At 75.0% G+C, this 23,280-nt stretch carries 15 protein-coding genes; 8 read left to right on the forward strand and 7 right to left on the reverse strand.

Features of this window, described 5'->3' with window-relative positions:
• Both ABD990_RS17390 and ABD990_RS17395 read left to right on the forward strand, forming a co-directional pair.
• Entirely contained in the window at nucleotides 1-1,509 is a 1,509-nt protein-coding gene (locus ABD990_RS17390; protein ID WP_345381598.1) for a complex I subunit 4 family protein, read from the forward strand.
• A 7-nt stretch (nucleotides 1,510-1,516) separates the two neighbouring features.
• The gene (locus tag ABD990_RS17395; protein ID WP_345381599.1) at nucleotides 1,517-2,974 is read left to right on the forward strand and encodes an NADH-quinone oxidoreductase subunit N; all 1,458 of its coding nucleotides are present in this window, start codon (nucleotides 1,517-1,519) and stop codon (nucleotides 2,972-2,974) included.
• On the opposite strand, the gene cydD is transcribed toward ABD990_RS17395, so the two are convergent.
• Genes cydD through zwf form a run of 3 tightly spaced genes read right to left on the reverse strand, consistent with a single transcriptional unit; the run spans nucleotide 2,940 to nucleotide 9,170 of the window.
• Entirely contained in the window at nucleotides 2,940-6,332 is a 3,393-nt protein-coding gene (gene cydD / locus ABD990_RS17400) for a thiol reductant ABC exporter subunit CydD (RefSeq protein ID WP_345381600.1), read from the reverse strand. The genes ABD990_RS17395 and cydD overlap by 35 nt on opposite strands.
• A gap of 6 nt (nucleotides 6,333-6,338) precedes the next feature.
• Nucleotides 6,339-7,736 (reverse strand): NAD(P)/FAD-dependent oxidoreductase, encoded by a 1,398-nt coding sequence (locus tag ABD990_RS17405; protein ID WP_345381601.1) that lies wholly within the window; start codon nucleotides 7,734-7,736, stop codon nucleotides 6,339-6,341.
• Nucleotides 7,737-7,775: 39 nt separating this feature from the next.
• Nucleotides 7,776-9,170, reverse strand: coding sequence for a glucose-6-phosphate dehydrogenase (gene zwf / locus ABD990_RS17410; RefSeq protein WP_345381602.1), 1,395 nt, complete (start codon nucleotides 9,168-9,170; stop codon nucleotides 7,776-7,778).
• 261 nt (nucleotides 9,171-9,431) lie between these two features.
• On the opposite strand from zwf, the gene ABD990_RS17415 reads away from it, so the two are divergent.
• On the forward strand, nucleotides 9,432-10,817 hold the full coding sequence (locus ABD990_RS17415) for a cytochrome ubiquinol oxidase subunit I (RefSeq protein ID WP_345381603.1): 1,386 nt from the start codon (nucleotides 9,432-9,434) through the stop codon (nucleotides 10,815-10,817).
• Between the two features lie 31 nt (nucleotides 10,818-10,848).
• Nucleotides 10,849-11,859, forward strand: a complete 1,011-nt coding sequence (gene cydB / locus ABD990_RS17420) for a cytochrome d ubiquinol oxidase subunit II (protein ID WP_345381604.1) — start codon at nucleotides 10,849-10,851, stop codon at nucleotides 11,857-11,859.
• 153 nt (nucleotides 11,860-12,012) lie between these two features.
• On the opposite strand, the gene ABD990_RS17425 is transcribed toward cydB, so the two are convergent.
• A complete protein-coding gene (locus ABD990_RS17425) occupies nucleotides 12,013-16,488 on the reverse strand; it encodes a Pls/PosA family non-ribosomal peptide synthetase (protein ID WP_345381605.1) in 4,476 nt (1,491 codons plus the stop codon).
• A 243-nt stretch (nucleotides 16,489-16,731) separates the two neighbouring features.
• Nucleotides 16,732-17,835 (reverse strand): VIT1/CCC1 transporter family protein, encoded by a 1,104-nt coding sequence (locus ABD990_RS17430; protein ID WP_345381606.1) that lies wholly within the window; start codon nucleotides 17,833-17,835, stop codon nucleotides 16,732-16,734.
• Between ABD990_RS17430 and ABD990_RS17435 the strand changes: the two genes are divergently transcribed.
• Both ABD990_RS17435 and ABD990_RS17440 read left to right on the forward strand, forming a co-directional pair.
• On the forward strand, nucleotides 17,834-17,977 hold the full coding sequence (locus ABD990_RS17435) for a hypothetical protein (RefSeq protein WP_345381607.1): 144 nt from the start codon (nucleotides 17,834-17,836) through the stop codon (nucleotides 17,975-17,977). The genes ABD990_RS17430 and ABD990_RS17435 overlap by 2 nt on opposite strands.
• Nucleotides 17,978-18,037: 60 nt before the next feature.
• Nucleotides 18,038-19,129, forward strand: coding sequence for a hypothetical protein (locus tag ABD990_RS17440; protein ID WP_345381608.1), 1,092 nt, complete (start codon nucleotides 18,038-18,040; stop codon nucleotides 19,127-19,129).
• On the opposite strand, the gene ABD990_RS17445 is transcribed toward ABD990_RS17440, so the two are convergent.
• Nucleotides 19,119-20,570 (reverse strand): glutamate synthase subunit beta, encoded by a 1,452-nt coding sequence (locus ABD990_RS17445; RefSeq protein ID WP_345381609.1) that lies wholly within the window; start codon nucleotides 20,568-20,570, stop codon nucleotides 19,119-19,121. The two genes, ABD990_RS17440 and ABD990_RS17445, sit on opposite strands and share 11 nt — an antisense overlap.
• A 162-nt stretch (nucleotides 20,571-20,732) precedes the next feature.
• Between ABD990_RS17445 and ABD990_RS17450 the strand changes: the two genes are divergently transcribed.
• Together ABD990_RS17450 and ABD990_RS17455 are read left to right on the forward strand one after the other, a co-directional pair.
• Nucleotides 20,733-22,241 carry a flavin-containing monooxygenase gene (locus ABD990_RS17450; protein ID WP_345381610.1) on the forward strand — a complete coding sequence of 503 codons (1,509 nt, stop codon included), beginning with the start codon at nucleotides 20,733-20,735 and terminating at the stop codon, nucleotides 22,239-22,241.
• Between the two features lie 8 nt (nucleotides 22,242-22,249).
• Complete coding sequence (locus ABD990_RS17455) at nucleotides 22,250-22,558, forward strand: Rieske (2Fe-2S) protein (RefSeq protein WP_345381611.1); 309 nt, start codon at nucleotides 22,250-22,252, stop codon at nucleotides 22,556-22,558.
• Between the two features lie 28 nt (nucleotides 22,559-22,586).
• Here the strand turns inward: ABD990_RS17455 and ABD990_RS17460 are convergent, their stop codons facing one another.
• Complete coding sequence (locus tag ABD990_RS17460; protein WP_345381612.1) at nucleotides 22,587-23,279, reverse strand: SDR family NAD(P)-dependent oxidoreductase; 693 nt, start codon at nucleotides 23,277-23,279, stop codon at nucleotides 22,587-22,589.
• Between the last annotated feature and the right edge of the window lies 1 nt (nucleotide 23,280).

Genomic DNA, 23,280 nt, shown 5'->3' on the forward strand with positions numbered 1-23,280 from the left:
ATGCTGTCGCTGATCGTGTTCCTGCCCGCCCTCGCGGCGCTGGTGCTGCTCGCACTGCCCGCCCGCCTCCCGGACCGGGCCGTCGTCGGCGCCTGGATCGCGGTCGCGCTCGCGGACCTGGCGCTGGTCGTCGCGGCCTGGCTGCGCATGCCCACCGGCACCGCTTTCGCGTTCGAGGAGCAGCTGCCGTGGATCCCCTCCGCCGGGATCTCCTACCACCTCGGGGTCGACGGGCTGTCGCTGCCGCTGCTGGCCATGACGGACGTGCTCTTCCTCGCCTGCGCGGTGTTCGCGCTGCGCGAGACCCGCCGCGTCCGGTCCTACGTCCTGCTGTTCCTGGCCCTGCAGACCGTGTGCCTGGGGCTGTTCGCCGCGCTCGACCTGATCCTGTTCTTCCTGTTCTTCGACCTGTCGATCGTGTTCATGTACTTCGTGATCGCCGGGTGGGGACACGCCGGCCGGGCCCGCGCGGCGGCGCTGAAGTTCTTCCTCTACACCTTCCTCGGCTCCCTGGCCCTGCTGCTCGGGTTCATCCTGCTGTTCCTGGCCGCCCGGCCGCACACCTTCGACATCGTCGAGCTCGCCGTGGCGAACCCGCTCGCCGCCGGCGGACCCTACGCCGGCCTGACCCTGCTCGCGATCGGCGTCGGGCTGGCGATCAAGACCCCGACGGTGCCGTTCCACACGTGGCTGCCGCCCGCCCACACCGAGGCCCCCGCCACGGGGTCGGCGATCCTCGCCGGGGTGCTGCTGAAGATGGGCACGTACGGCCTGGTCCGCATCGCGATGCCGCTGCTGCCCGCGAGCTGGCGGCAGTACGCCCTGGTCGTGCTGCTGGTCGGGGTGGTGTCGGTGGTCTACGGCGCGCTCGTCGCGCTCGCCCAGTCGAACCTCAAGCGGATGATCGCCTACACGTCGATCAACCACATGGGCTACGTGCTGGTCGGCGTGGGCGCGGCCGGGCTCGTCGCCGCAGGCGACGCGCAGGCCCGCACGCTGGCCACCACCGGCGCCCTCGTGCAGATGGTGTCCCACGGCCTGATCACCGGGGCGTTGTTCCTGCTCGCCGGCGTCCTGTACGACCGCGGCCGCACCTACGAGCTGGGCGACTGGTCCGGGCTGGCGGCGCGGACCCCCCGCTTCGCCGCGCTGTTCGCGATCGCCGCCTTCGCCTCGCTCGGGCTGCCCGGCTTCTCCGGGTTCATCGCGGAGTTCCAGATCTTCACGGGCTCCCTGCCCGCCGCGCCGGTGCCGGTCGCGATCGCCGTCACCGGGATCCTGGTCACCGCCGCGCTGTTCCTGGTCGCCCTGCAGCGGATCTTCCTCGGCCCGCTCCGCACCCCGGACGCGCCGGGTACCCCGCGCCCCCTCGTCGACCTCCGCCCCTCGGAGCTGGTCGCGATCGCGCCGCTGCTGGCGCTGGCCACGCTCGTCGGGATCGCGCCCCGCTTCCTGCTCGACCTCGTCGAGCCCGCGGCGGCCGCCCTGAACAGCCTGGTCGCCGGGTGACGTCCCCATGGAGATGATGAGCGAGGACCCCGGCGCGCTGGTCCCCGAGCTCGCCCTGCTCGGCGCCGCCGTCCTCGGCCTGCTCGCCGGGTCCTGGCTGCCGCGCGGGCGGCAGTGGCTCGTCGCGGTCCTCGCCGCGGCGGCCTGCCTGACCGGGCTCGTCGCCACCGCCCTGGCCCGGACCCGCCCGGCGGAGACTGTCTTCGGCTCCTACGCCGTGGACCCCACCACGAACGCCGCCCGGCTGATCGTGCTCGTCGCCCTCCTGGTGGCCGTCTGCGCGTCCGTCGACACCGCCCGCGGGCACCGCCGGGAGACCGAGTACTGGGTCCTGCTGCTGCTCGGCGCGCTGGGCGCCGTCCTGATGGCCGGCGCCACCGACCTGCTGCTGCTGTTCGCGGCGTTCCTGCTGGCCAGCATCCCGCTCTACGCCCTGGTCGGCTGGGCCGCGACCGGGCCGGCGACCGAGGCGTCGATGAAGTACTACCTGTCCGGCGCCTTCGCCGGCATCACCATGCTCACGGGCGTCACCCTGCTGTACGCCGCCGGCGGTGTGACCGCCTACGACCCGCTCCGCGAGAACCTCACCACCGCCGCGGCGGACGGCCGGTCGATGCCCGCGCTGGCCGCCGTCGGGCTGGTCGCGGTGCTCGCCGGGCTCGCGTTCAAGGCCGGCGCGGCCCCCGCGCACTTCTGGGTGCCGGACGTCGGCGACGGCACCCCCGCCCCGGTCGCCGGGATCGTCACCACCATCCCCAAGATCGGGGCCCTGGTCGCCGCCTTCCGGCTGCTGCCCGGCGCGATCCCCGCCGAGGTGGTGGACTGGCCGCTGCTCGTCGCGATCCTCGCCGCGGTGTCGATGACCCTGGGGAACCTCGCGGCGTTCCTCCAGACCTCCGTACAACGCCTGCTCGCCTACTCCGCCGTCTCCCAGGTCGGCTACGTGCTGATGGCCGTCGCCGTCGCCTCGCGCACCCCGCAGGCCGGCCCGGCCCTGCTGCTCTACCTCGCCGCCTACGCGCTCACCAACCTCGGCGCGTTCGCCGTCGCCGCCGCGGTCACGACCCCCGACGGGCCGGCGCGCACGCTCGACGACTTCCGCGGCCTCGCCCGCCGCCGTCCCGTCCTGGCCGCCGCCCTCGTCGTCTGCCTGCTCGGCCTGGTCGGCACCCCGCCCACCGCCGTGTTCCTCGGCAAGCTCGCCGTGTTCACCGCCGCGGTCGACGGCGGCACGGCCTGGCTGACCGTCCTCGCCGTGGTCAACACGGTGGCCAGCCTCTTCTACTACCTGCGCTGGATCGCCCCGGTCCTCGCCCTCGACGGGGACGCCGACGCGACCGCGCCGCAGCGGACCCGGCCGTGGGCGGCCGCCACCGCGGTGGCCGCGGCGGCCGCGACCCTGGTCCTCGGCGTCGGCGCGGGGGTGGCCCTCACGGGGCTGCCGAGCCTGCTCGTGACTCCCTGACCAGGCCGTCCCGTGCCGGGAGGACCAGCCGCGGCAGCGCCTCGAGCTCGTCCGGGCGGTGACTGACGACGAGCACGGTCCGGCCCTCCGTGACCTCCAGCAGGGTGGCGCACACGTGCGCCGCCGCGGCGGCGTCGAGGTGGGCGGTCGGCTCGTCGAGCAGGAGGAGCGGGCGGTCCGCGAGCAGCACCCGGGCCAGGCCGAGGCGCTGGCGCTCGCCCCCGGACACCGTGCCGCCGTGCCGGCCGACGGGGGTGTCGAGGCCCTCCGGCAGGCCCGCCGGCCAGTTCCCGAGGCCGGCCCGGTGCAGCTCCCGGACGAGATCGTCGTCCGTCGCGTCCGGGCGGGCGAGCAGCAGGTTATCCCGCAGCGTGCCGTCGAACAGGTGGGCCGCCGGTCCGCACCAGCCGAGGCGGGAGCGCACGTCGTCGCTCCGCAGCCGTCGGGTGTCCACGCCGTCGAGCAGCACCGCGCCCTCCCGCGGCTCCAGCAGGCGCATCAGCGCGGCGACCAGCGTGCTCTTGCCGCTGCCCGTCGGGCCGGCGAGGACGAGCCGGGTGCCGGGCCCGAGCAGCACGTCGACGCCGGCGACGGCGTCCGTCCCCGCTCCCGGCCACCGCACCGCGAGGTCGCGCGCCTCGAGGGTGCTCCCCGGTGGTGCCGGGAGCGGGTCGCGCGGCTCGGCGACGGCCGCGGGCGCCCGCTCCAGCTCGGCGAGCCGGCGGGCCGCGGGGAGCGCGGCGGCCAGCCGGTACGCGGCGTCGGGCAGCAGCGCGACGAGCTCTGCCGTTGCCAACGGGGTCAGCGCGAGCACCGCCAGCGCGGTGCCCGGGAGCGCGCCGGCCCGCAGCGCGAGCACCCCGAGCGCGGTGCACGCCACCGTCGCGCCCCCGACACCGGCGACGGTGAGCGCCACGCCGAGGCCGGTGGCGGTGGCGGCCCGGCGGCGCAGCGCCGCGAGCCCGGCGTCGAGCGCGGACACCCGGTGCCGCCGCTGCGCCGCCGCGCCGAACGCGAGCAGGTCGGGTGCGGCGTCGAGCAGCTCGACGACGGCACCGGAGACGGCGGCCCGGGCCGCCGCCGTGCGCCGGGCCGAGCGTCGCGCGATCCGCACGGTGAGCGCCGGCGCGACGATCCCGGCGCAGACCAGCCCGGCGCCGAGCGCGAGCCCGGCGGCCGGGACCAGCACCGCCAGCCCGGCCACGGTCGCGAGCCCCACCACCGCCGCGGACGCCGCCGGCACCACCCCGCGGACCAGCACGTCCTGCTGGGCGTCGACGTCGCCCACCAGGCGGGCGAGCAGGTCACCGGAGCGCTGCCGCGCCGTCGTCGCGGGGCCGAGCCGGACCAGCGCGGCCCACAGCCGCACGCGCAGCACGGCCAGTACGCGCAACGCGGCGTCGTGCGAGGCCAGCCGCTCGACGTAACGGAGGACACCCTTGGCCAGCCCGAAGGTCCGCACCGCGACGATCGCGACGAGCAGCGTGAGCACCGGCGGTTGCAGCGCCGCCGCGGAGATCAGCCAGGCCGAGGTCGCCGTGAGCGCCACGGCGCTGCCCAGCGCCCCGCTGCCGGCGAGGACCGCGAGGGCGAGCCGGGCCCGGTGCGGCCGGACGACGGCGGCGAGGTCCCGCAGGTCCCCGCGCCGCACCGGCGGGTCCGGCACCCGGACGGGAGGGGCCGCCGGCACGGCCACCGGCGTGGCGGTCTCGGGGCCCGGCGCCGTCGGCGCGGCGTCCCGCTCCGGGCGGTCGGGGCCGGGGAGGGCGAGGACCCGGTCGCACAGCCCGAGAACGGCGGGCCGGTGGCTCACGACCACCGCGGTGCGCCCGGACAGCGCCGCCGGGAGCGCACCCAGCAGCATCGCCTCCGTGTCGGCGTCGACCCCCTCGGTGGGCTCGTCGAGCAGCACCAGCGGCCTGTCCGCGAGCAGGGCCCGGCCCAGCGCGATCCGGCGCACCTGACCGGTGGACAGCCCCTGCCCCCGCTCCTGCACCGGGGTGTCCGGCGTCAGCTCCGGCACGACCAGCGCCGCGACCGCCGCGAGCCGCTCCGGTGCCGCGTCCGGGGCGCCGAGCCGCAGGTTGTCGGCCACGGTGCCCGCCAGGAGCACCGGCCGCTGCGGCACCCAGGCGACCTGCCGCAGCCAGCGGTCCCGGTCGAGCGTCGCGAGGTCCGCCCCGCCGACGGACATGGTCCCCCGGTCGGGGGCCCGCCAGCCGAGCAGGAGGTCCAGGAGCGTCGACTTGCCGGCGCCGCTGGGTCCGCGGACCCCGAGCACCTCGCCGGGGGCGATCGTCAGCGACAGCCCGTCGAGGACCGGGCCGCCGCGGCCCTCGACGCGCACGTTCTCCAGCCGAACCGGGGCGCGGGCGGGATCGGGGGCCGGGCCGCCGCCGGCCGGCGGGTCCCGGTCCAGCACCGCGAAGGCGTCCTCGGCCGCCGCGGCGCCCTCGGCGCTGTCGTGGAAGCGGGCCGCCACGGCGCGCAGCGGCAGGTACACCTCGGGTGCCAGCACGATGACCAGCAGTCCGGTCGCCAGGTCCAGCCGGCCCTCGACGAGCCGCAGCCCCACGGACACGGCGACCAGCGCCACCGACAGCGTCGCCAGGACCTCCAGGACCAGGGCGGACAGGAAGGCCACGCGCAGGCCGCGCATCGTCTCGACGCGGTACCGCTCCGCCATCGCCGCGATCCGGTGCTCCTGGCGCCGCGCGCGTCCGAAGGCCGTGAGCACGTCCAGGCCCGCGACCACGTCGAGGAAGTGGTGCCCGAGGCCGGCGAGGGCGCGCCACTGCCGGGTCGTCCGGTCCCGCGTGTAGAGCCCGATCAGCACCATGAACAGCGGGATCAACGGCAGCGTGATCCCGACCAGCAGGACCGACACCCAGTCCGCGGTGAGGATCCGGACGCCGACGACGAGCGGGACGACGGTCGCCACCAGCAGCTGCGGCAGGTAGCGCCCGATGTAGGCGTCGAGCGCGTCGACGCCGTGGCCCGCGAGGGTGGCCAGCCGCCCGGTGCCCGGGAGCCCGGGGTACCGCGGCCCCAGCCGCAGCACATGGTCGAGCAGGGCGCTGCGCAGCTGCGTCGTGCCCGCGGCGGCCGCGCGCTGCGCCGCGACCTCCGCCGCCCAGCCCAGCACCGCGCGCCCGGCGACGGCGGCGGCGAGCAGCCCGAGCTGCGGCGCGAGCTCGGCGAGCCCCGCGCCGTCGAGGAAGGCGCGGGAGACCACGTCGGCGAGCAGGCCCGCCTGGGCGATCACCAGGCCGGCGGACAGCACCGCGATCGCGGCGCCGACGCCGACGTAGCCGCGCAGGGCGGGGACGTGCTGCAGGAGCCTCCGGTCCAGGCGCATCGACGGTCAGGGACCCGCAGCCGTGGGCGACTCCCGGGGCCGTTCCGGCGCGGGCGGGTCGTAGACGTCGCGCCGGGTGTCGATCTGGTGGGTGGTGAAGGCGCGTTCGCGGCGCGCGTCGCGGGCGAAGGCGACCGCCCAGGTCAGCACGGCTCCGGCCCGGTTGCGGTACCCGGTCAGGAAGGCGATGTGGATGAGCAGCCAGATCAGCCACGCGGGCAGCCCCGTGAGCTTCAGCGGCCCGGCCGAGACCACCGCGTCGCCCCGCGACAGGTACGCCGCCGAGCCGAGGTCGTGGTAGCGGAACGGCCGGACCGGTCGCCCGGCGAGGCGGCGCCGGATGCGGCGCCCCGCGTACAGGCCCGCCTGCATGGCCACCTCGGCGACGCCCGGGAGGTCGCGGCTCATCAGGTCCCCCACGACCGAGATCTCCGGGTGGCCGGGGATCGTCAGGTCCGGCTCGACGCGGATGCGCCCGGCGTGGTCGTGCTGCGCCCCGGTGGCGGCGGCGAGGGCCGCGGCGACCGGCGGCGCCTCGACCCCGGCCGCCCAGAGCACGGTGCCCGCCTCGACCCGGCCGGTGTTCCCGGCGTGGTCGCGCACCTGCAGCCCGTCCCCGTCGACCTCGGTGACGATCGACCTCGTGTGCAGCTCCACGCCCAGCTCCTGCAGGGACCGGGCCGCGCGGGCGGACAACGCCGGGCCGAAGGAGGCCAGCGGCGCCGGGCCGCCGTCGAACAGCAGGACCCGGGCGTCCTCGGGGCGGATGCGGTGGAACTCGCGGCGCAGGGTGTGCGTGGCGAGCTCGCGGATCTGGCCGGCGAGCTCGACGCCGGTCGGCCCGGCGCCCACCACGGCGAACGTGAGCCGGCGGCGGCGCTCCTCCGGGTCGGTGGCGGTGTCGGCCAGCTCGAAGGCGCCGAACACCCGCCGCCGGATGGCCAGGGCGTCCGCGAGGGTCTTCATCCCGGGCGCCCACCGGGCGAACTCGTCGTGCCCGAAGTAGGACTGCCGCACACCCGCGGCGACGACCAGGTCGTCGTAGGGCAGCTCGAGGCGCTCGCCGCCGGGCCGCAGCGCCACCACGAGCCGGGCCGCCGGGTCCACGTCGACGACGTCGGCGAGCACGCAGTCGACGTTGCGGTGCCGCTTGAGCACCTCCCGCAGCGGCGCGGCGATCTGTCCCTCGGAGAGGATCCCGGTGGCGACCTGGTAGAGCAGCGGCTGGAACAGGTGGTGCTGCGACCGGTCGACCAGGGTCACGGCCACGTCGGCGCGGCGCAGCGCGCGGGCGGCGAACAGCCCCGCGAACCCACCGCCCACGATCACGACGCGGTGGGCGGCGGGCGCGGCGGACGGCAGCGGGACGGCTGCGGCGGCGTCCCCGGGCGAGGGTGCGGACATCGCGTCTCCTCCGGCGTGCGTCGGTGCCCGGAAGTCGGGTCAGACGACCGGGTCGTGCCAGGTGTCGCCGTCCGGCAGCAGGGCGTCGGCCTCCTTCGGCCCCCAGGTGCCGCGCTGGTAGCCGTGCACGGGCACTGCGTCGCCGAGCACCGGGTCGACCACCCGCCAGGCGGCCTCCACGGTGTCCTGCCGGGCGAAGAGCACCCGCATGCCGGTGAGCGCGGCGCCGATGAGCCGGTCGTAGGGACGCATGTCCGAGCCGGCGCCCTCGGCGAACACCAGGTCCTGCAGCTGCACCTCGCGGCCCACACCCGGTTTCTTGCCGGCGAGGCTGAGGCTGATGCGGGTGTCGGGCCAGATGCGGAACCGCAGGGCGTTGGGCAGGTGGCCGGCGTCGACGCCGAAGAGGTCCAGCGGCACGCCGCGGAACCGGATGCTCACCTCGGTGGCGGTGACGGGCATGGTCTTGCCGGCGCGGATGAGGACCGGCACCCCGGCCCAGCGCCAGGTCTGCACGGCGAGGCGTACGGCGACGTAGCTCTCCACCGTGGACAGCGGGTCGACGCCCGGGACGTCCCGGTAGCCGTCGTACTGGCCGCGGACGGCGTCGACCGGGGTGAGCGGGCGGATCGCGGAGATCAGCCGCGCCTTGGCGTCGAGCCAGGAGTCGGGCCCGGAGCCGTCCGGCGGGTCCGCGATGACCGTGGCGAGCACCTGCAGCATGTGGTTCTGCACGACGTCCCGGATCGCGCCGGTGCGGTCGTAGAAGCGCCCGCGGTCGGCCACGTCGAAGGCCTCGGCCATGGTGATCTGGATGCTCTCCACGTGGTCGCGGTTCAGCAGCGGCTCGATCATCGAGTTGGCGAACCGGGCGACGAGGACGTCGTTGAGCGGGTCGAGGCCGAGCCAGTGGTCCACCCGGTAGATCGCGTCCTCCGGGAAGTACCGGTGCATCGTCTCGTTGAGCGCGATCGCGCTGGTCAGGTCCGTGCCGAAGGGCTTCTCCACCATCACACGGGCGCCGTCGGCCCGCCCCGCCCCCGAGATGCCCTCGGCGATGCGGGCGAACAGCACCGGCGGCACCTCGAGGTAGTAGAGCGCCCGCCGGCAGTCCGGGCCCATCTCCCGCGACATCGCCTCGTAGGTGGCGCTGTCGGCGAGGTCGCCGTCGACGTAGCGCAGCAGGCCGAGCATCGCCCGTGCGGGCGCCGAGTCCGGGTCCATCCCGTTGAGGCGCAGGGACTGCACCGCGTACTCCCGGAACCGGTCCAGGTTCCAGCCGCTCTTCGCCACGCCGATCACCGGGACGGTGAGCACGCCCCGGTCGACCAGCCCGACGAGGGCGGGGAAGGTCTCCAGCTTGGCCAGGTCCCCGGTGGCACCGAAGATCACCAGTGCGTCCACGCCCTCGGCGGCTGTGGTCTCCGCTGTCATGACTCGCTCCTGTCGACGACCCGACCGGGTGGCACCGGCCCCGACCGTCCGCGACCCGCGTGCGCCGGGCATCACCCGGCCCAGGTGACCCGTTGCGCGGTGCACCGCACGGCCGTCTCTCCTCCGCGTCGGGTGAGGCGGGCGCTCCGGGGCGGCACGACGGTGGGGCTCCGCGAGCGGACCGGCAGGAGGCGGCGATGACCGAGGCCGACGACCGGGGCACCCGACCGGACACCGAGCTGCGCACGACGGGGCACTGAGGTGTCCACCGTCGACCTGGCCCGGCTGCAGTTCGCCAGCACGTCCATCTACCACTTCCTGTTCGTGCCGCTCACGATCGGGCTGGCGCTGATCACCGCGTTCCTGCAGACGCGCTGGCACCGCACCGGGCAGCCGGAGTACCTGAGGCTGACCAGGTTCTTCGGCGCGCTGCTGGTCATCAACGTCGCGGTGGGCGTCGTGACCGGCCTCGTCCAGGAGTTCCAGTTCGGGATGAACTGGTCGGGCTACTCGCGGTTCGTGGGCGACGTGTTCGGGGCCCCGCTCGCGATGGAGGGCCTGGCCGCCTTCTTCCTCGAGTCGGTCTTCCTCGGACTGTGGATCTTCGGCTGGAAGCGCCTGAGCCCGCGCGTGCACCTGGCGACGATCTGGATGGTGGCGCTGGGCGGGGTGCTCTCGGCCGCCTTCATCATGGCCGCGAACTCGTGGATGCAGAACCCGGTCGGCTACGCGATCGACCCGGCGACGGGCCGGGCGCAGCTGACCGACATCGGGGCCGTCCTCACCAACCCGGTGTTCCTGCGCAGCTACCTGCACGTGCTGCTCGCCTCGCTGGTCACCGCGGCCGTCGTCGTGCTCGCCGTGTCGGCCTGGCACCTGCGGCGGGACCCGAGGTCGGACTTCCGCCGCTCGGCCCGCCTCGCCCTGGTGGTGCTCGCGCCGGCCACGATGGTCAACCTGCTGGTGGGCAGCGAGCTCGGGGTCACCGAGGGCGAGTACCAGCCGATGAAGATCGCGGCGGCCGAGGCCCAGTGGGAGACCTGCCAGCCGTGCTCGTTCTCGCTGTTCCAGATCGGCGGGGGCAAGGACGACCAGACCCCGACGAAGATCATCGCGGTGCCGCACCTGCTGTCGATCCTGGCCACCAACTCGTGGGACGGTCAGGTGGTCGGCCTCAACGAGCTGCAGGCGCAGTACGAGCAGCAGTACGGGCCCGGGGACTACGTGCCGAACGTCTTCGTCCAGTACTGGTCGATGCGGGTGATGGCCTACCTCGGCAGTCTCGTGCTGCTGATCTCGCTGTGGGGCCTGTGGCGGTGGAAACGGCTGGAGTCCTCGCCGTGGTTCCTGCGGGTCGCGCTGTGGAGCCTCCCACTGCCCTTCGTGATCAACACCGCGGGCTGGCTGCTCACCGAGAACGGCAGGCAGCCGTGGATCGTGCAGGGGCTGCAGCTCACGCGCGACGCCGTGTCGCCGTCCGTCGGCACCGCCGCGATCGTCGGCAGCCTGGTCGTCTACCTCGTGCTCTACGGCGTGCTCGCGATCGTCGACTGGCTGCTCATGGCGCGCTACGCCCGCCGCGGGCTCGAGGTCGAGGAGGCCCCGGCCGAGGTGGAGCCGTCGCCGGTTCGCACGCCCAGCTACTGACCCCGACCGCCCACAGGGAACAGGAGGTCCGATGACGCTCGCCGGGTTCTGGTTCGTCGTGATCGTCGTGGTCTGGACCGGGTTCCTGGTCCTCGAGGGCTTCGACTTCGGCGTCGGCATGCTGCACCGCGCGGTCGGCCGCGACGAGGCCGACCGCGACCTGGCCATCCGGACGATCGGGCCGTTCTGGGACGGCAACGAGGTGTGGCTGATCGTCGCGGTGGCCGGCACCTTCGCGGCCTTCCCGGCCTGGTACGCCACGGCGTTGTCGGCGTTCTACCCGCTGTACCTCCTGGTGGTGGTGGCGCTGATCCTGCGCGGCGTGTCCTTCGAGTTCCGCGACCACGCGCGCAGCGAGCGGAGCAGGCAGGCGTGGAGTGTGGCCCTGACGGTCGGGAGCCTGGTCGCCCCGCTCGGCCTGGGCATCGTGCTCGGCGGGTACCTGGGCGGCGTCCCGATCGGCGCCGACGAGGAGTTCGTCGGAGGGTTCGGCGACCTGTTCCGCCCCTACGCCCTGCTGACCGGGGTCACGGTCACCGCGGTCTGCCTGCTCCACGGCGCCGTGTTCCTCGCCCTGCGCACGACGGGCGCGGTGCACCGGCGCGCGCTGCGCCTCGCGACCGTGCTCGGCCCGCTGACAGCGGTGGTCGTCCTCGCCTGGGTCGTCTCCACCCGGGTGGACACCGAGGGCGTGCTGCTGTCGGTGGTCGAGCTGGGCACGGTGCTCGTCGCGATCGCGGCCGCGGTGCTCGTGCACCTGCGCCAGGAGGGTGCGGCCTTCGTGGCCACCGCCGCCACCGCGGCCGGGCTCGTCGTGTCCCTGTTCTCCGAGCTGTACCCGCGGGTGCTGGTGTCGACCCTCGGGCCGGCGGCCGACCTCACCATCGCCTCGACGGCCGCGTCGCCCTACGCGCTCCGGGTCATGACCGTGGTGCTCGCGGTGCTCCTGCCCGTCGTCCTCGTCTACCAGGGCTGGACCTACCACGTGTTCCGGCAGCGCCTGAGCCGGACCGAGCCGGAGCGCACCTCACCGGCCGGCTGACCCCCGCCCGCCCGGGAGCTACGGGGCGTCGACGGGGGCGAGCAGCCGGTCGAACCAGGTCACGGCCCGGCGAGATCGCCGACCGCGACACCGGCGAACAGATCGACGTCCGTGTGCCCTCCTCGCGGGGCAGGCCCGCGCGGGGGCACGGACTCATCGGCGGCCGCTCGACGCCGTGACGCGGTCGCGACCGGCCCCGTGCCCGACGGCGGGCGCCGGCGCGGGCACACGCTCGCCCATCTCCTGGGCGGGGTTCCCGCCCCAGTGCGCGCCCGCCGGGACCTCCTCGCCCTTCATGACGAACGAGTCGGGCTCGATCTCCACGGCGTCGCCGACCGTCACGCCGTAGTGGACGAGGGCCCCGACGCCGAGGGTCACGCCCGCACCCAGTGCGGAGCGGTCGGACTTGAAGGCGCCGTCCTCCTGCGAGTGGCACTGGATCATGGCACCGACGTTGAGCGAGCAGTCGTCGCCGATCGTGGTCATGGTGCGCTCGGTGATGCCCGCGCCGTCGTCGAACACCCGCCGGCCGAGGCGCACCCCGAGCGCCCGAGCGACCAAGTTCTTGTACGGGGTGCCGCCGAGGAGCCGCTCGATCGGCGGGATGGTGAGCTTCCAGAACCGCTCGTGCCGCCAGAACCGCACGTCGTAGATCGAGCAGGACTTGGGGCGCAGGCGCCGGAAGCCGAGCACCAGCCGCTCGCACAACACAAACCAGAGCAGCGAGAACAGCACGCTGGCGGCGACCTCGGCCGCGAAGGCGGCCGGGCCCAGATCGGCGTAGTGGTCCACGGCCACCATGGCGAGCAGCAGCAGTCCGAACACGTGCCCCCACCGCACCAGCAGGGCGAGCGCGATGGTGATCGCATTGTGGACGTTCTTCCGACGGAGCAGCCGCCGCCGTTCGTCGGGGGTGATCTCGAAGCCCCGGTCCCGCGCGACCGTCCGCGGGATCTCGAACGCCGGCGAGCCCAGCAGGCCGACGCCCTCGCGGACCGGGCCGTCGATCGGCACGGCCACCTTGGTGGCGAGGAGGCAGTCGTCGCCGCTGCGGCCGCCGACGGGGTAGGCGATGTGGTTGCCGAGGAAGTTCCGGGCGCCGATCGAGACCCGCGAGGTGCGGAAAGAGGTGCTGGAGAAGTCCGCGTTGTTCACCGACAGGCCGTCCGCGATGACCGTTCCGGTGCCCACCGAGGCGAGGAACGGCGTCTCCTGGGCGACCAGGGAGCCGAAGTTCGAGCCGGTCTGCTCGACCTTGCCGAGGTCCCAGCCGAGCACGGAGAGGTAGCCGACGATGTAGGAGCTGTCACCCAGCAGGGTGACGAAGAGCTTGATGTTGGTCAGCCGGGCGCTCGTGCGGTGCAGCGAGTACCGGACGCCGTGCAGCGGATACACGCGATCCGGCCGGACCCCCAGGGCCAGCAGCCGCGGCACGGTGAACACCACCGCCAGCCCGACGAGCAGGCCGCCGAAGACGATCGCGACCGAGCCGAGCAGCGCGTCGAGGTAGAACCCCGCGGTGGTGTGGCCGGCGGCGCCGGGCTCGAGCAGCGCCTGCAGGCTCGGCACCTCGGTGAGCAGGAGGAACAGGCCGCCGAACCCGAGCGGCAGGTAGAACCCGAACAGCTTGAGCAGCTGGCTCGTCACGTAGGTGGCCTTGCGCAGGGGCCGCACGGGGAGGGGAGGCACCGCCCGGAAGTCGGTCGTCGTCGGGACCGGCGGCGACCCGTGCCACCGCTCCCCCGCCGGCACGGCCTGCCCGCGGTGCAGGGAGGAGGCGTGGCCCAGCTGCGCGCCGTCGCCCATCGCGGTGCCGATGTCCAGCACGGACTTCTCGCCGACGACGACGTCCCGGCCCAGCGTGACCCGCCCCTGCTGGATCCACCCGGCGTGGGCGCGGTAGCCGAGCAGGTAGGCGTCCTTCCGCACGACCGTCCCGGCACCGATGCTGAGCAGGTCGGTGCAGACCGGGACGTGCCGGGTGAGGATCACGACGTCCCGCCCGACCGTCGCGCCCAACGCGCGCAGGTAGAGGGTGAAGAGCGGGGACCCCACCATGAGGAGCGCGAGCGGGTTGCCCCGGATCAGGGTCTTCACCAGCCAGAACCGGTAGTAGCGCAGGCTCCAGACCGGGAACTCCGTCTCCTTCCACCGCCCGATCAGCACCCACTTCGCCACGATCGGCAGGAGGGCCGACACCAGGAACGCGACCGCGCCGGCCGTCGCCGCCCGGACGTAGATCTCGAGCACCCCGGCGCTCGTCGAGATCCAGACGTAGGCCCGGTCCATCACGTAACCCGCTCCGGTGACATAGAGCAGGAAGGTCGCCAGCTGCAGGACACCGGTGAGCACGTAGCCGGACGTGCTGTGCCGCACCGGGACCGCCGGCGCGGGAGACGCGGGCTGCGGGGCGGCGCCGGACGACACGACACCCGCGGCGGCGGCCATGCCGGCGACGGTCGGGGCGGCGTAGACGTCCCGGATCGAGATCGACGGCAGGTCCTCCCGCTTGCGCAACCGCGCGCAGAACCGGGTCATCACCATCGAGTCCGCACCCAGGTCGTCGAACACGTCGCTGTCGGCGGGCACCCGGTCGACGCCCAGCACCTCGGCCAGGACCTGCGCCAATCCCTGGACGACCTCGTCCCCGGATCCCGCGGCCGGAGCCGGCACCGCCGGCGCGAACGCCGTCGCGAGCCCGTCGACCGTCGGGTGGGCGTAGACCTCCTTGATGGAGATCGACGGCAGGTCCGCCCGCTTGCGCAGGCGGGCGCAGAACCGGGTCATCACCATCGAGTCCGCGCCGAGGTCGTCGAACACGTTGCGGTCGGTCGGCACCTGCTCGACGCCCAGCACCTCGGCCAGCACCCCCGCGAGCGCCGCGGCCAGGTCCGCGTCCCCCGCAGCCGGGCCCGGCTGCTGCTCCGGTCCGGCCTCCGCGGGCGCCGCCCGGGTCGCCGCCCGGGTCGCCGCCCGGGTCGCCGCCTGGGTCGCCGCGGACTCGGGCAGCGGCAGCTGGTCCCGGTCGACGTGGCCCTCGCGGGTCAGCGGCACGGATCCGAGACGCACGAGGACCGACGGCACGTGGCCGGCCACCACCCGCTCGCGCAGCCGGGACCGGATCACGTGCTCGTCGACCGCGGGTGCGTCCTCGCGGCACGTGTAGTAGCCGATCAGCCGGGTGGGGCCGGGCGGAACCGGACGCACCGCGGAGACCGCGGCGGCCACGCCGGGAACGGCCAGCATCTCCGCCTCGACCGCGGTGAGGTCGACGGGCTCCCCGTCCACCTCCACCTGCAGCGCGAGCCGGCCGCGGTACTCGATCTCGCCGGCGTCGTCGACCCGTCCCAGGTCACCGGTCCGGTAGAGCCGCCCGGACGGGTTGCCGGGGATGCCGAGGAAGTCCTCGACGAACGCGTGGCCGTCCGGGTCGCGGTAGCCGCAGGCCAGGCCGAGACCGGCGAGGCCCACCTCGCCGGTCTCGCCCCGCGGCAGGGCCACGGGCCGGTCCGGGTCCAGCACGACCGTGGCGTAGGTGGGCAGCGGCACGCCGATCATCGTCGGCCGGTCCGGGTCCGGCTCGGCCCAGGCGGCCGGAACCGTCGCCCCGGCCGGAACGTAGGCGGTGAGCAGCCGCCGGCCGGGACGGTGCCATCTCGCGACCAGGCTCTGCGGACAGGGCTCGCCCGAGACCAGCAGGAGCCGCAGCGCCGGGAGGTCCGGGTCGACCGTCGAGAGCACCGCGGGGGTGGTGCACCACGCCGTGACGCGGCGTTCGGTGAGCTCGGCGTGCAGGGCCCGGCCCTGCAGCGGCGGCCCGCCGGGAGCGGGCACCAGGGTCGCGCCCGCGGCCCAGGCCATCCACGTCTCCTCGATCCCGGCGCCGGTCCAGAGGGGCCGGCCCTGGTGGAGCCGGTGCCCGCGGACGCCGAACGTCTCCGAGGCGATCCGCACGGCGTTGCACAGCGCGCGGTGGTCGATCGCCACCGCCTCCGGGCTCCCGGAGGCGCCGGGGGCGTACACGAGGTACGCGGGACGGTCGGCGGGCGCACCGCGCTCGGCCGGCTGCAGCCGCGCCGTGCTCATCTCCGCCACCAGGGCCGCGACGTCGTCGAGCGACACCACCTCGGCCGGGCCGGCGAGCACCCGGACCCGCAGGTGGGACCGGGTGAGAACGACCCGCGCCGAGGAGTCGGCGACGACGGGGGCGAGTCGGTCCCCCGGGGCGTCGGCGTCGAGCGGCACGCCCGTCGCGCCGATCTTGACCACGGCGAGCATCCCGACGTAGGCGTCGACCCGGTCGTCGAGGAGCAGTGCGACCCGGTCCCCGGCCCCTAATCCGCGCAGGCGCAGGTAGCGGGCGAGCCGGTTGGCCCGCGCGTCCAGCTGGTCGTAGGTCAGCGAGACCCGCCCGCCGTCGACGGCGAGCTGGCTCGCCCGGCCGTACTCCTGCAGCCAGTCGCACCGCTCCTCGACGACGGCGTCGAGCCGCTCGTGGCGGCGGACCCGCCAGCCCTGCGCCTCGTGCCGGTCGACGACCACGAGCTCCGACAACGGGACGTCCGGCCGCCGGCCGACGGTGGCACGTGACACCTCGGGACCGCCGTCCCGCGGCCTGACGATCGACATGAGCCCCCCACCCAGCACCGACGCCGCTGCGCCGTACGCACACGTCCGACGACTCGTCTCGGCCGCCCGAGGGTGTCCCGTGGAGAGCCTTCCGGCTTGGGACCAAATACCCGACATCGCGGCCCACCGCGAATTTTTGCCGACGTCTGAGCTGGGGCTTTCGTGATGAACCAGACATTCCGACAGAACCTCGGGAAAGGGCCCGCCTCGAGCTTTCGAGCTTTCTCGAAACTGCCGGCGGGATCAGCCGAGGGTGGCGCCGAAAAGCACGCCGAGACCGTAGGTGACCAGGGCCGCGCCGCCGCCGATCGCGAGCTGCCGCAGGGCGCGCCGCAGCGGCGGGCCGCCCGAGAGCACCCCCACGACGGCCCCGGTGAGCATCAGTGCGATCCCGACGAGCACCCCCGACACCGCCACGGCGAGGCCCCCCGACAGACCCGCGAGGAACGGGAGGATCGGGATCAGGGCGCCGGAGGCGAAGAACAGGAAGCTCGACGTGGCGGCGCCGAGGCTGCTGCCGACCACGTCGTGCCCCTCCGGAGCCGGGTTCGTCGCGGCCACGGCCAGGGCGGGGTCGCTGCTGCGCAGCACCTCCTCGGCCCGGGTGCGGGCCTCCTCGGCGCCCAGGCCGCGGGCCCGGTAGACGAGGGCGAGCTCGTTGGCGTCGACGTCGAGCTGCGGCAGGACCCGCGAGGCGTCGCTGACGTCCGGGGCCGACGCCGCCAGCAGCTCGCGCTGCGACCGCACCGACACGAACTCCCCCGCCCCCATCGACAACGCCCCCGCGAGCAGCCCCGCGAGGCCGGTCAGCAGGACGGTCACCCGGCTCGCCCCGCCGCCGATCACGCCGAGCACGAGCGAGAGGTTGCTGACCAGGCCGTCGTTGGCGCCGAAGACCGCGGCGCGGAAGGTGCCCGAGACGCGGGCCCGGCCGCGCACCGCCAGGCCGCGGACGACCTCCTCGTGGATTCGCTCGTCGGCCGCCATCGCCGGGGTGGCGTCGGCGTCCCACCGGTAGGTCGAGCGGGTCTCTGCCCGCTGCGCGAGCGCCAGCACGAACACCGAGCCGAACCGTCGCCCGAGCCACGCGAGCACCCGCATCCGCAGGGAGCCCCGTCCGGCCGCGGCGGCGTCGTCGCCCAGCAGGCGTGCCCAGTGCGCGACGTGCCGCTCCTCCGCGTCCGCCAGGCCGAGGAGGATCTCCCGCTCGTCGCCGCTGCGCCGGCTGGCCAGGTCGCGGTAGACCTTGGCCTCCTCGCGCTCGTCGGCGAGCATCCGGCGCCACCGGCGCCGGTTCGCGCGGGAGGGCTGCGCGGAGGGACCGCTCGCCGTCGGGCTGTCGGGCATGGGCGACAGTCTGCGCCCGGGCACCGGTCGCGTGCGCCCCGGCCGGATCCAGCGGGGTGTGCCGGGGGTGCTCGCCCGGGTGGCCGGGCGCCGGCGCACGACGAACGACGGGCCGGGCAGCGCGGTCACCCCGCCGGGATGAGGCCGGGGCAGCCGGCGACCCGACACGATCCGATCGGCGGCCGGTCCCGGGGGAGGCTGGGTGGTGCGACGCGTCGGGGTGCTGCTCGGCCTGCTCGTCCTGGTGGGCCTCGTCGCTGCGCCCGGCCCCGCCGCCGCGTTCGGGACGATCGACGCCGGGGGCCAGAGCCGCGAGCACGAGCGCCTGACCCGTGCCGCCCTGAGCTGCGCCGCCGGCTCCGGCGCCTCCGGGCCGGACTGCTTCCAGCCGGGAACCGTCGACTACCTGGCCGGGCACGGTCACGAGTTCGGGGCCGTCGGGGCGCCGGACAGCGACGAGCTGTCCGACCCGGCCGCGCACTGCGACGACGCGGACTACGTCGCCGGCGCCTACCCGCGCACCCGCGACCAGGCCACCGCCGCGCTCGTCGACTGTCTCAACCACCTGCGGATGCGGTTCGGCGAGGCCGTGGACAGGGCGCGGGGCCTGCTCGGGCCGGACGGCGAGGTGCTCCCCACGGAGGTCGGCCTGCACCCGGAGTGCCGGTCCCGGGAGCAGCGCGAGGACCGCGCCAAGTGCGCCACCCTCGAGGCCTTCGGGCGGGCCCTGCACGGCGTGCAGGACTTCTACGCGCACAGCAACTGGGCCGACGAGGCCGACCCGGCCCGGCCCGTCGGGGACGAGAACCCGCCCGGGCTCGGCCTTCCTGCGCCAAGCCCCCTGCTCGACCTGCGCGGGAGTGCGGCGCCCGATCCGCCGGCGGCGCTCAGCACCGGGTGCTGGGCGCCGCGGGACGAGGTCCCCGGGGTCGGGCCCTGCGAGCTCCGCGTCACCCACGCCGGGCTCAACAAGGACCGCGGGCAGATCGACCCCACGACGGGCGCGGCGACCGCACCGACGACCGCGCGCGGGATGGTCGGGGACAACTTCGCCAGGGCGGTGTCCGGCGCCGTCACCGAGACCCGCCGGCAGTGGCAGGACCTCCGCTCGGAGCTGGTCGTCCGCTACGGGACGGACCGCGGCGAGCGCATGATCTGCGCGCTCACCCGCGACGACCCGGTGAACGACTGCGCCGGCCGGAACCTGGCCGCGGCCGTCGCCGTCGGCGCCGGGCTCGCCGTCGTCGCGATCGGGGCGTTCCTGTGGTCCCGCCGGCGCCCGGTCAGGCGATAGGCCGGTCGAGGGGCCGGATCGGCCGCGGCAGCACGTCCCGTCCGGTCAGGTAGGCGTCGACCGCGGCGGCCGCGGCCCGGCCCTCGGCGATGGCCCACACGATCAGCGACTGGCCGCGGCCCATGTCCCCTGCCACGAACACGCCGTCCTCGGAGGACATGAAGTCCTCGTCCCGGGCGACGGTGCCGCACGGGTCGAGCCCGACGTCGAGTTGCGCGAGGAGCGCGCCCCGCTCGGCACCGGTGAAGCCGAGGGCGATCAGCGCGAGCTGGGCGGGGACCTGTGTCGTCTCCCCGGCGGGGTGGAAACGCTTGGTCTCGTCCCGGAAGCCCTCCACGAGCGTGACCGCCCGCAGCCCGCCGTCGGCGTCCCCGTGGAACTCGACGGTGTCCACGGAGAACAGCCGCACCCCGCCCTCCTCGTGCGCGGGCGAGGTGCGCAGCACCGCCGGGTAGGTCGGCCACGGCATGGCGGCGGTGCGCCGCAGCGGTGGGCGGGGCCGGATGTCGACGTGCGCCACCGACCGGGCGGCCTGGCGGTGCACGGTGCCCAGGCAGTCCGTGCCGGTGTCGCCCCCGCCGATGATGACGACGTCCTTGCCCTCGGCAGTGATCGGCGACTCGGCGAGGTCGCCCTCCTGTACCCGGTCCGCCCAGGTCAGGTAGTCCATCGCGAGGTGCACCCCGGCCAGGTCGCGGCCGGGGACGGGCAGCTCGCGCGCGGCGGTGGCGCCGCAGGCCAGCACGACGGCGTCGGACTCCGCCCGCAGCTGCTCGACGCTGACGTCGACGCCCACCTCCACCCCGGCCCGGAAGGCGGTGCCCTCGGCGAGCATCTGCGCCAGCCGCCGGTCGAGCCGGCGCTTCTCCATCTTGAACGCGGGGATGCCGTAGCGGAGCAGGCCGCCGATCCGGTCGGCGCGCTCGCACACCACGACGTCGTGCCCCGCGCGGGTGAGCTGCTGGGCGGCGGACAGCCCGGCCGGCCCCGATCCGACGACGACGACGGTCCGCCCGGTCCGGCGCGCCGGCGGGAGCGGCCGCACCCACCCCTGCTCCCAGGCGTGGTCGACGATCTGCAGCTCCACCTGCTTGATCGCCACCGGATCGGCGTTGATCGTCAGCACGCACGACGCCTCGCACGGGGCGGGGCAGAGCACGCCGGTGAACTCGGGGAAGTTGTTCGTGGCGTGCAGCCGCTCGCTCGCCTCGCGCCAGCGGCCCCGGCGGACCAGGTCGTTCCACTCCGGGATGAGGTTGCCCAGCGGGCAGCCCGCGTGGCAGAAGGGGACCCCGCAGTCCATGCATCGGCCGGCCTGGTCCTGCAGCGCGGGCTCCGGCAGCGGCTCGTACACCTCGCGCCAGTCGCGCAGCCGCAGCTCCACCGGCCGTCGCGGGGTCGGCCGGCGTGCGGTCTTGACGAATCCCCAGGGGTCACCCACGGCGGGCCTCCCGTCGGTGTGGTCCAGGGAGGGTGCACCCCCGCGCGGCCGGTGACAACAGCCGTCCGGCCGCCGTTCCGGCCGCCGTGCGCCGGGCCGATTTCGGCCGGGAACCGGACTAGTATGAGGTGGATCACATACCCCGGCTCCGAAGGGCGACCCATGACGACTGCCCCCGCTACCGAGTCCACCACCCAGGAGGTCCGGGACGCCGGCCACGTCGACGTCCTGATCGTCGGCGCCGGCGTCTCCGGCATCGGGGCCGCCCACCACCTCCGGGAGCAGTTCCCCGACCGGACCTTCGTCCTCCTCGACGGGCAGGAGACCCGCGGCGGGACGTGGTGGACCCACCGGTATCCCGGCGTGCGCTCGGACAGCGACCTGTTCACCTACGGCTACCGGTTCAAGCCGTGGCGCGGCCCGTCGATCGCCGAGGGCAAGGAGATCCTCGCCTACCTCGACGAGGTGATCGAGGAGGACGGGCTGGAGCCGCACATCCGCTACCGGCACCGGGTGACCGCGGCGAGCTGGTCCTCGGACGAGGGCCGGTGGACCGTCGAGGTCGACCGCGGCGACACCGGCGAGCGGCTGCGCTTCACCACGGGCTTCCTGTGGATGTGCCAGGGGTACTACAACCACGCCGAGCCCTACCGGCCGCGGTGGGAGGGCATGGAGCGCTTCCGCGGCCCGGTCATCCACCCGCAGGACTGGCCCGAGGACCTCGACTACGAGGGCAAGCGCGTCGTCGTCATCGGGTCGGGCTCCACCGCCTCGACGCTGATCCCCGCGATCGCGCAGAAGGCGGCGCACGTGACGATGCTGCAGCGCTCGCCGTCCTACTACTTCGCGCCGCCGGTGGTCCACGAGCTCGCCGTGCAGCTGCGCGAGCTGGACATCCCGGAGGAGTGGACGCACGAGATCCTCCGCCGCCAGTACATGCAGCAGTACCACTGGCTGGCCCGGACCTCGCTCGAGGCACCCGACGAGGTGCACGCCTTCCTGATGGAGTCCATCCGCCCGCTGCTGCCGGAGGGCTTCGACGTCGAGAAGCACTTCACCCCGCGGTACCGCCCCTGGCAGCAGCGCATCGCGATCGTGCCGGACGGCGACTTCTTCGCGGCCCTGCGCGAGGGGAAGGCCTCGATCGTCACCGACACGATCGAGGAGTTCACCGAGACCGGCATCCGGGTGAGCTCGGGCGAGGAGATCGAGGCCGACATCGTGGTCACGGCCACCGGCTTCAACCTGTCGGCCTTCGGCGACGTCGCCTTCACCGTCGACGGCGAGCAGGTCGACTTCCCGGAGCGGCTGACCTGGCGCGGCGTGATGATCAGCGGCGTGCCGAACATGGCGTACATGTTCGGCTACTTCCGGCACAGCTGGACGCTGCGCGTGGACCTGGTCGCCGACCTCGTCTGCAGGCTCCTCGAGCGCATGCAGGACCGGGGCGCCACCGTGGTCGTCCCGACCCTGCGGCCCGAGGACGCGGACATGGCGATCAGGCCGTGGTCGGACCCGGAGAACTTCAACAGCGGCTACGTCATGCGCTCCCAGCACGTCCTGTTCAAGCAGGGCGACCGCGAGCCGTGGACGCACATGCTGGAGCACGAGGAGGAACAGGAGGTCCTGCCGAAGGCCGACCTCGACGACGGCAGCCTCGTCTACCGCTGAGCCCCGCCATGTCCGAGCTGGTCACGACCACGGACCGGGTTCCCGTCGGCGGCGGGACCGTCCTGGTGGAGCGCGGTGTGGTCGTGACCCAGCCGGTCGAGGGCACCTTCGTCGCGTTCTCGGCGATCTGCCCGCACCGCGGCTGCACGGTGCGGGCCGTCGCGGCCGGGACGATCAACTGCTTCTGCCACGGGAGCCGTTTCCGCATCGCGGACGGCGCGGTCGTCGGCGGGCCGGCCGAGGAGCCGCTCCGGCGGCTCCCGGTCGCGGTCGCCGGCGACGAGATCCGGGTCGGCGAGGAGCACGATCCCGGCTGACCGCCGCGCCCGCCTTCGCGGGACGGCGTCAGCCGGCCGGTGCAGGAGGGGCCGGGGGCGCGCCGCGGGCCACGCCCGCGACCTGGTCCACCACGGCGGCCCGCCACTCCGGTGGGACCACGGCGAACACGCCGTCGTCGACCGCGCGGAGGGCCTCTCGGGCGACGTCCGCGGGGTCGGCACCGAGCGGCGACATCCCGGTCGCGACCAGCGCCGGGCAGATCATGCCGATCCTTGCGGGCGTGCCCTCGAGCGCCATCGCCGCGTGCGTGACCAGCGCCGTGACCGCGTGCTTCGACGGGCCGTACGCCCCGCCGCCGGGGAACACCGCCATCCCGGCGAGGGACGCGGTGACGAGCACGTGCGCCGGCTCGCCCGCGGCCAGCAGTCGCGGGACGAAGGCCCGCAGGCCGTTGGCCACGCCCGCCACGTTCACCGCGAAGACGCGGTCCCACTCGGCGGCCGGCACCTCCCAGGGCGCGCCGACGGACGGCCCGACGATCCCGGCGTTGAGGCAGACGAACCGGGCCCGGGGCGAGCGCTCGGCGAGCTGCTCCATCGCCTCCGGATCGGACACGTCCGCGCTCACCGCGGTGCCGCCGAGCCGGGCCGCCACCCCTTCCACCGCCGGGTCGAGGTCCGCGAGGACCAGCTCGGCGCCGCGTCCGTGCAGCTGCTCGGCGAGCGCCCGGCCGATCCCGCTCGCCGCGCCGGTGACCACC

The sequence above is a fragment of the Pseudonocardia yuanmonensis genome (assembly GCF_039542425.1).
GTDB classification, from domain to species: domain Bacteria; phylum Actinomycetota; class Actinomycetes; order Mycobacteriales; family Pseudonocardiaceae; genus Pseudonocardia; species Pseudonocardia yuanmonensis.

Bases quoted from the DNA above. Each gene is read 5' to 3' on its own strand.
- ABD990_RS17405 (WP_345381601.1), bottom strand. From the start codon at position 7,736: ATGTCCGCACCCTCGCCCGGGGACGCCGCCGCAGCCGTCCCGCTGCCG.
- ABD990_RS17425 (WP_345381605.1), bottom strand. From the start codon at position 16,488: ATGTCGATCGTCAGGCCGCGGGACGGCGGTCCCGAGGTGTCACGTGCC.
- ABD990_RS17430 (WP_345381606.1), bottom strand. From the start codon at position 17,835: ATGCCCGACAGCCCGACGGCGAGCGGTCCCTCCGCGCAGCCCTCCCGC.
- ABD990_RS17435 (WP_345381607.1), top strand. From the start codon at position 17,834: ATGGGCGACAGTCTGCGCCCGGGCACCGGTCGCGTGCGCCCCGGCCGG.
- ABD990_RS17395 (WP_345381599.1), top strand. From the start codon at position 1,517: ATGGAGATGATGAGCGAGGACCCCGGCGCGCTGGTCCCCGAGCTCGCC.
- cydD (WP_345381600.1), bottom strand. From the start codon at position 6,332: ATGCGCCTGGACCGGAGGCTCCTGCAGCACGTCCCCGCCCTGCGCGGC.
- ABD990_RS17455 (WP_345381611.1), top strand. From the start codon at position 22,250: ATGTCCGAGCTGGTCACGACCACGGACCGGGTTCCCGTCGGCGGCGGG.
- ABD990_RS17450 (WP_345381610.1), top strand. From the start codon at position 20,733: ATGACGACTGCCCCCGCTACCGAGTCCACCACCCAGGAGGTCCGGGAC.
- ABD990_RS17390 (WP_345381598.1), top strand. From the start codon at position 1: ATGCTGTCGCTGATCGTGTTCCTGCCCGCCCTCGCGGCGCTGGTGCTG.
- cydB (WP_345381604.1), top strand. From the start codon at position 10,849: ATGACGCTCGCCGGGTTCTGGTTCGTCGTGATCGTCGTGGTCTGGACC.
- zwf (WP_345381602.1), bottom strand. From the start codon at position 9,170: ATGACAGCGGAGACCACAGCCGCCGAGGGCGTGGACGCACTGGTGATC.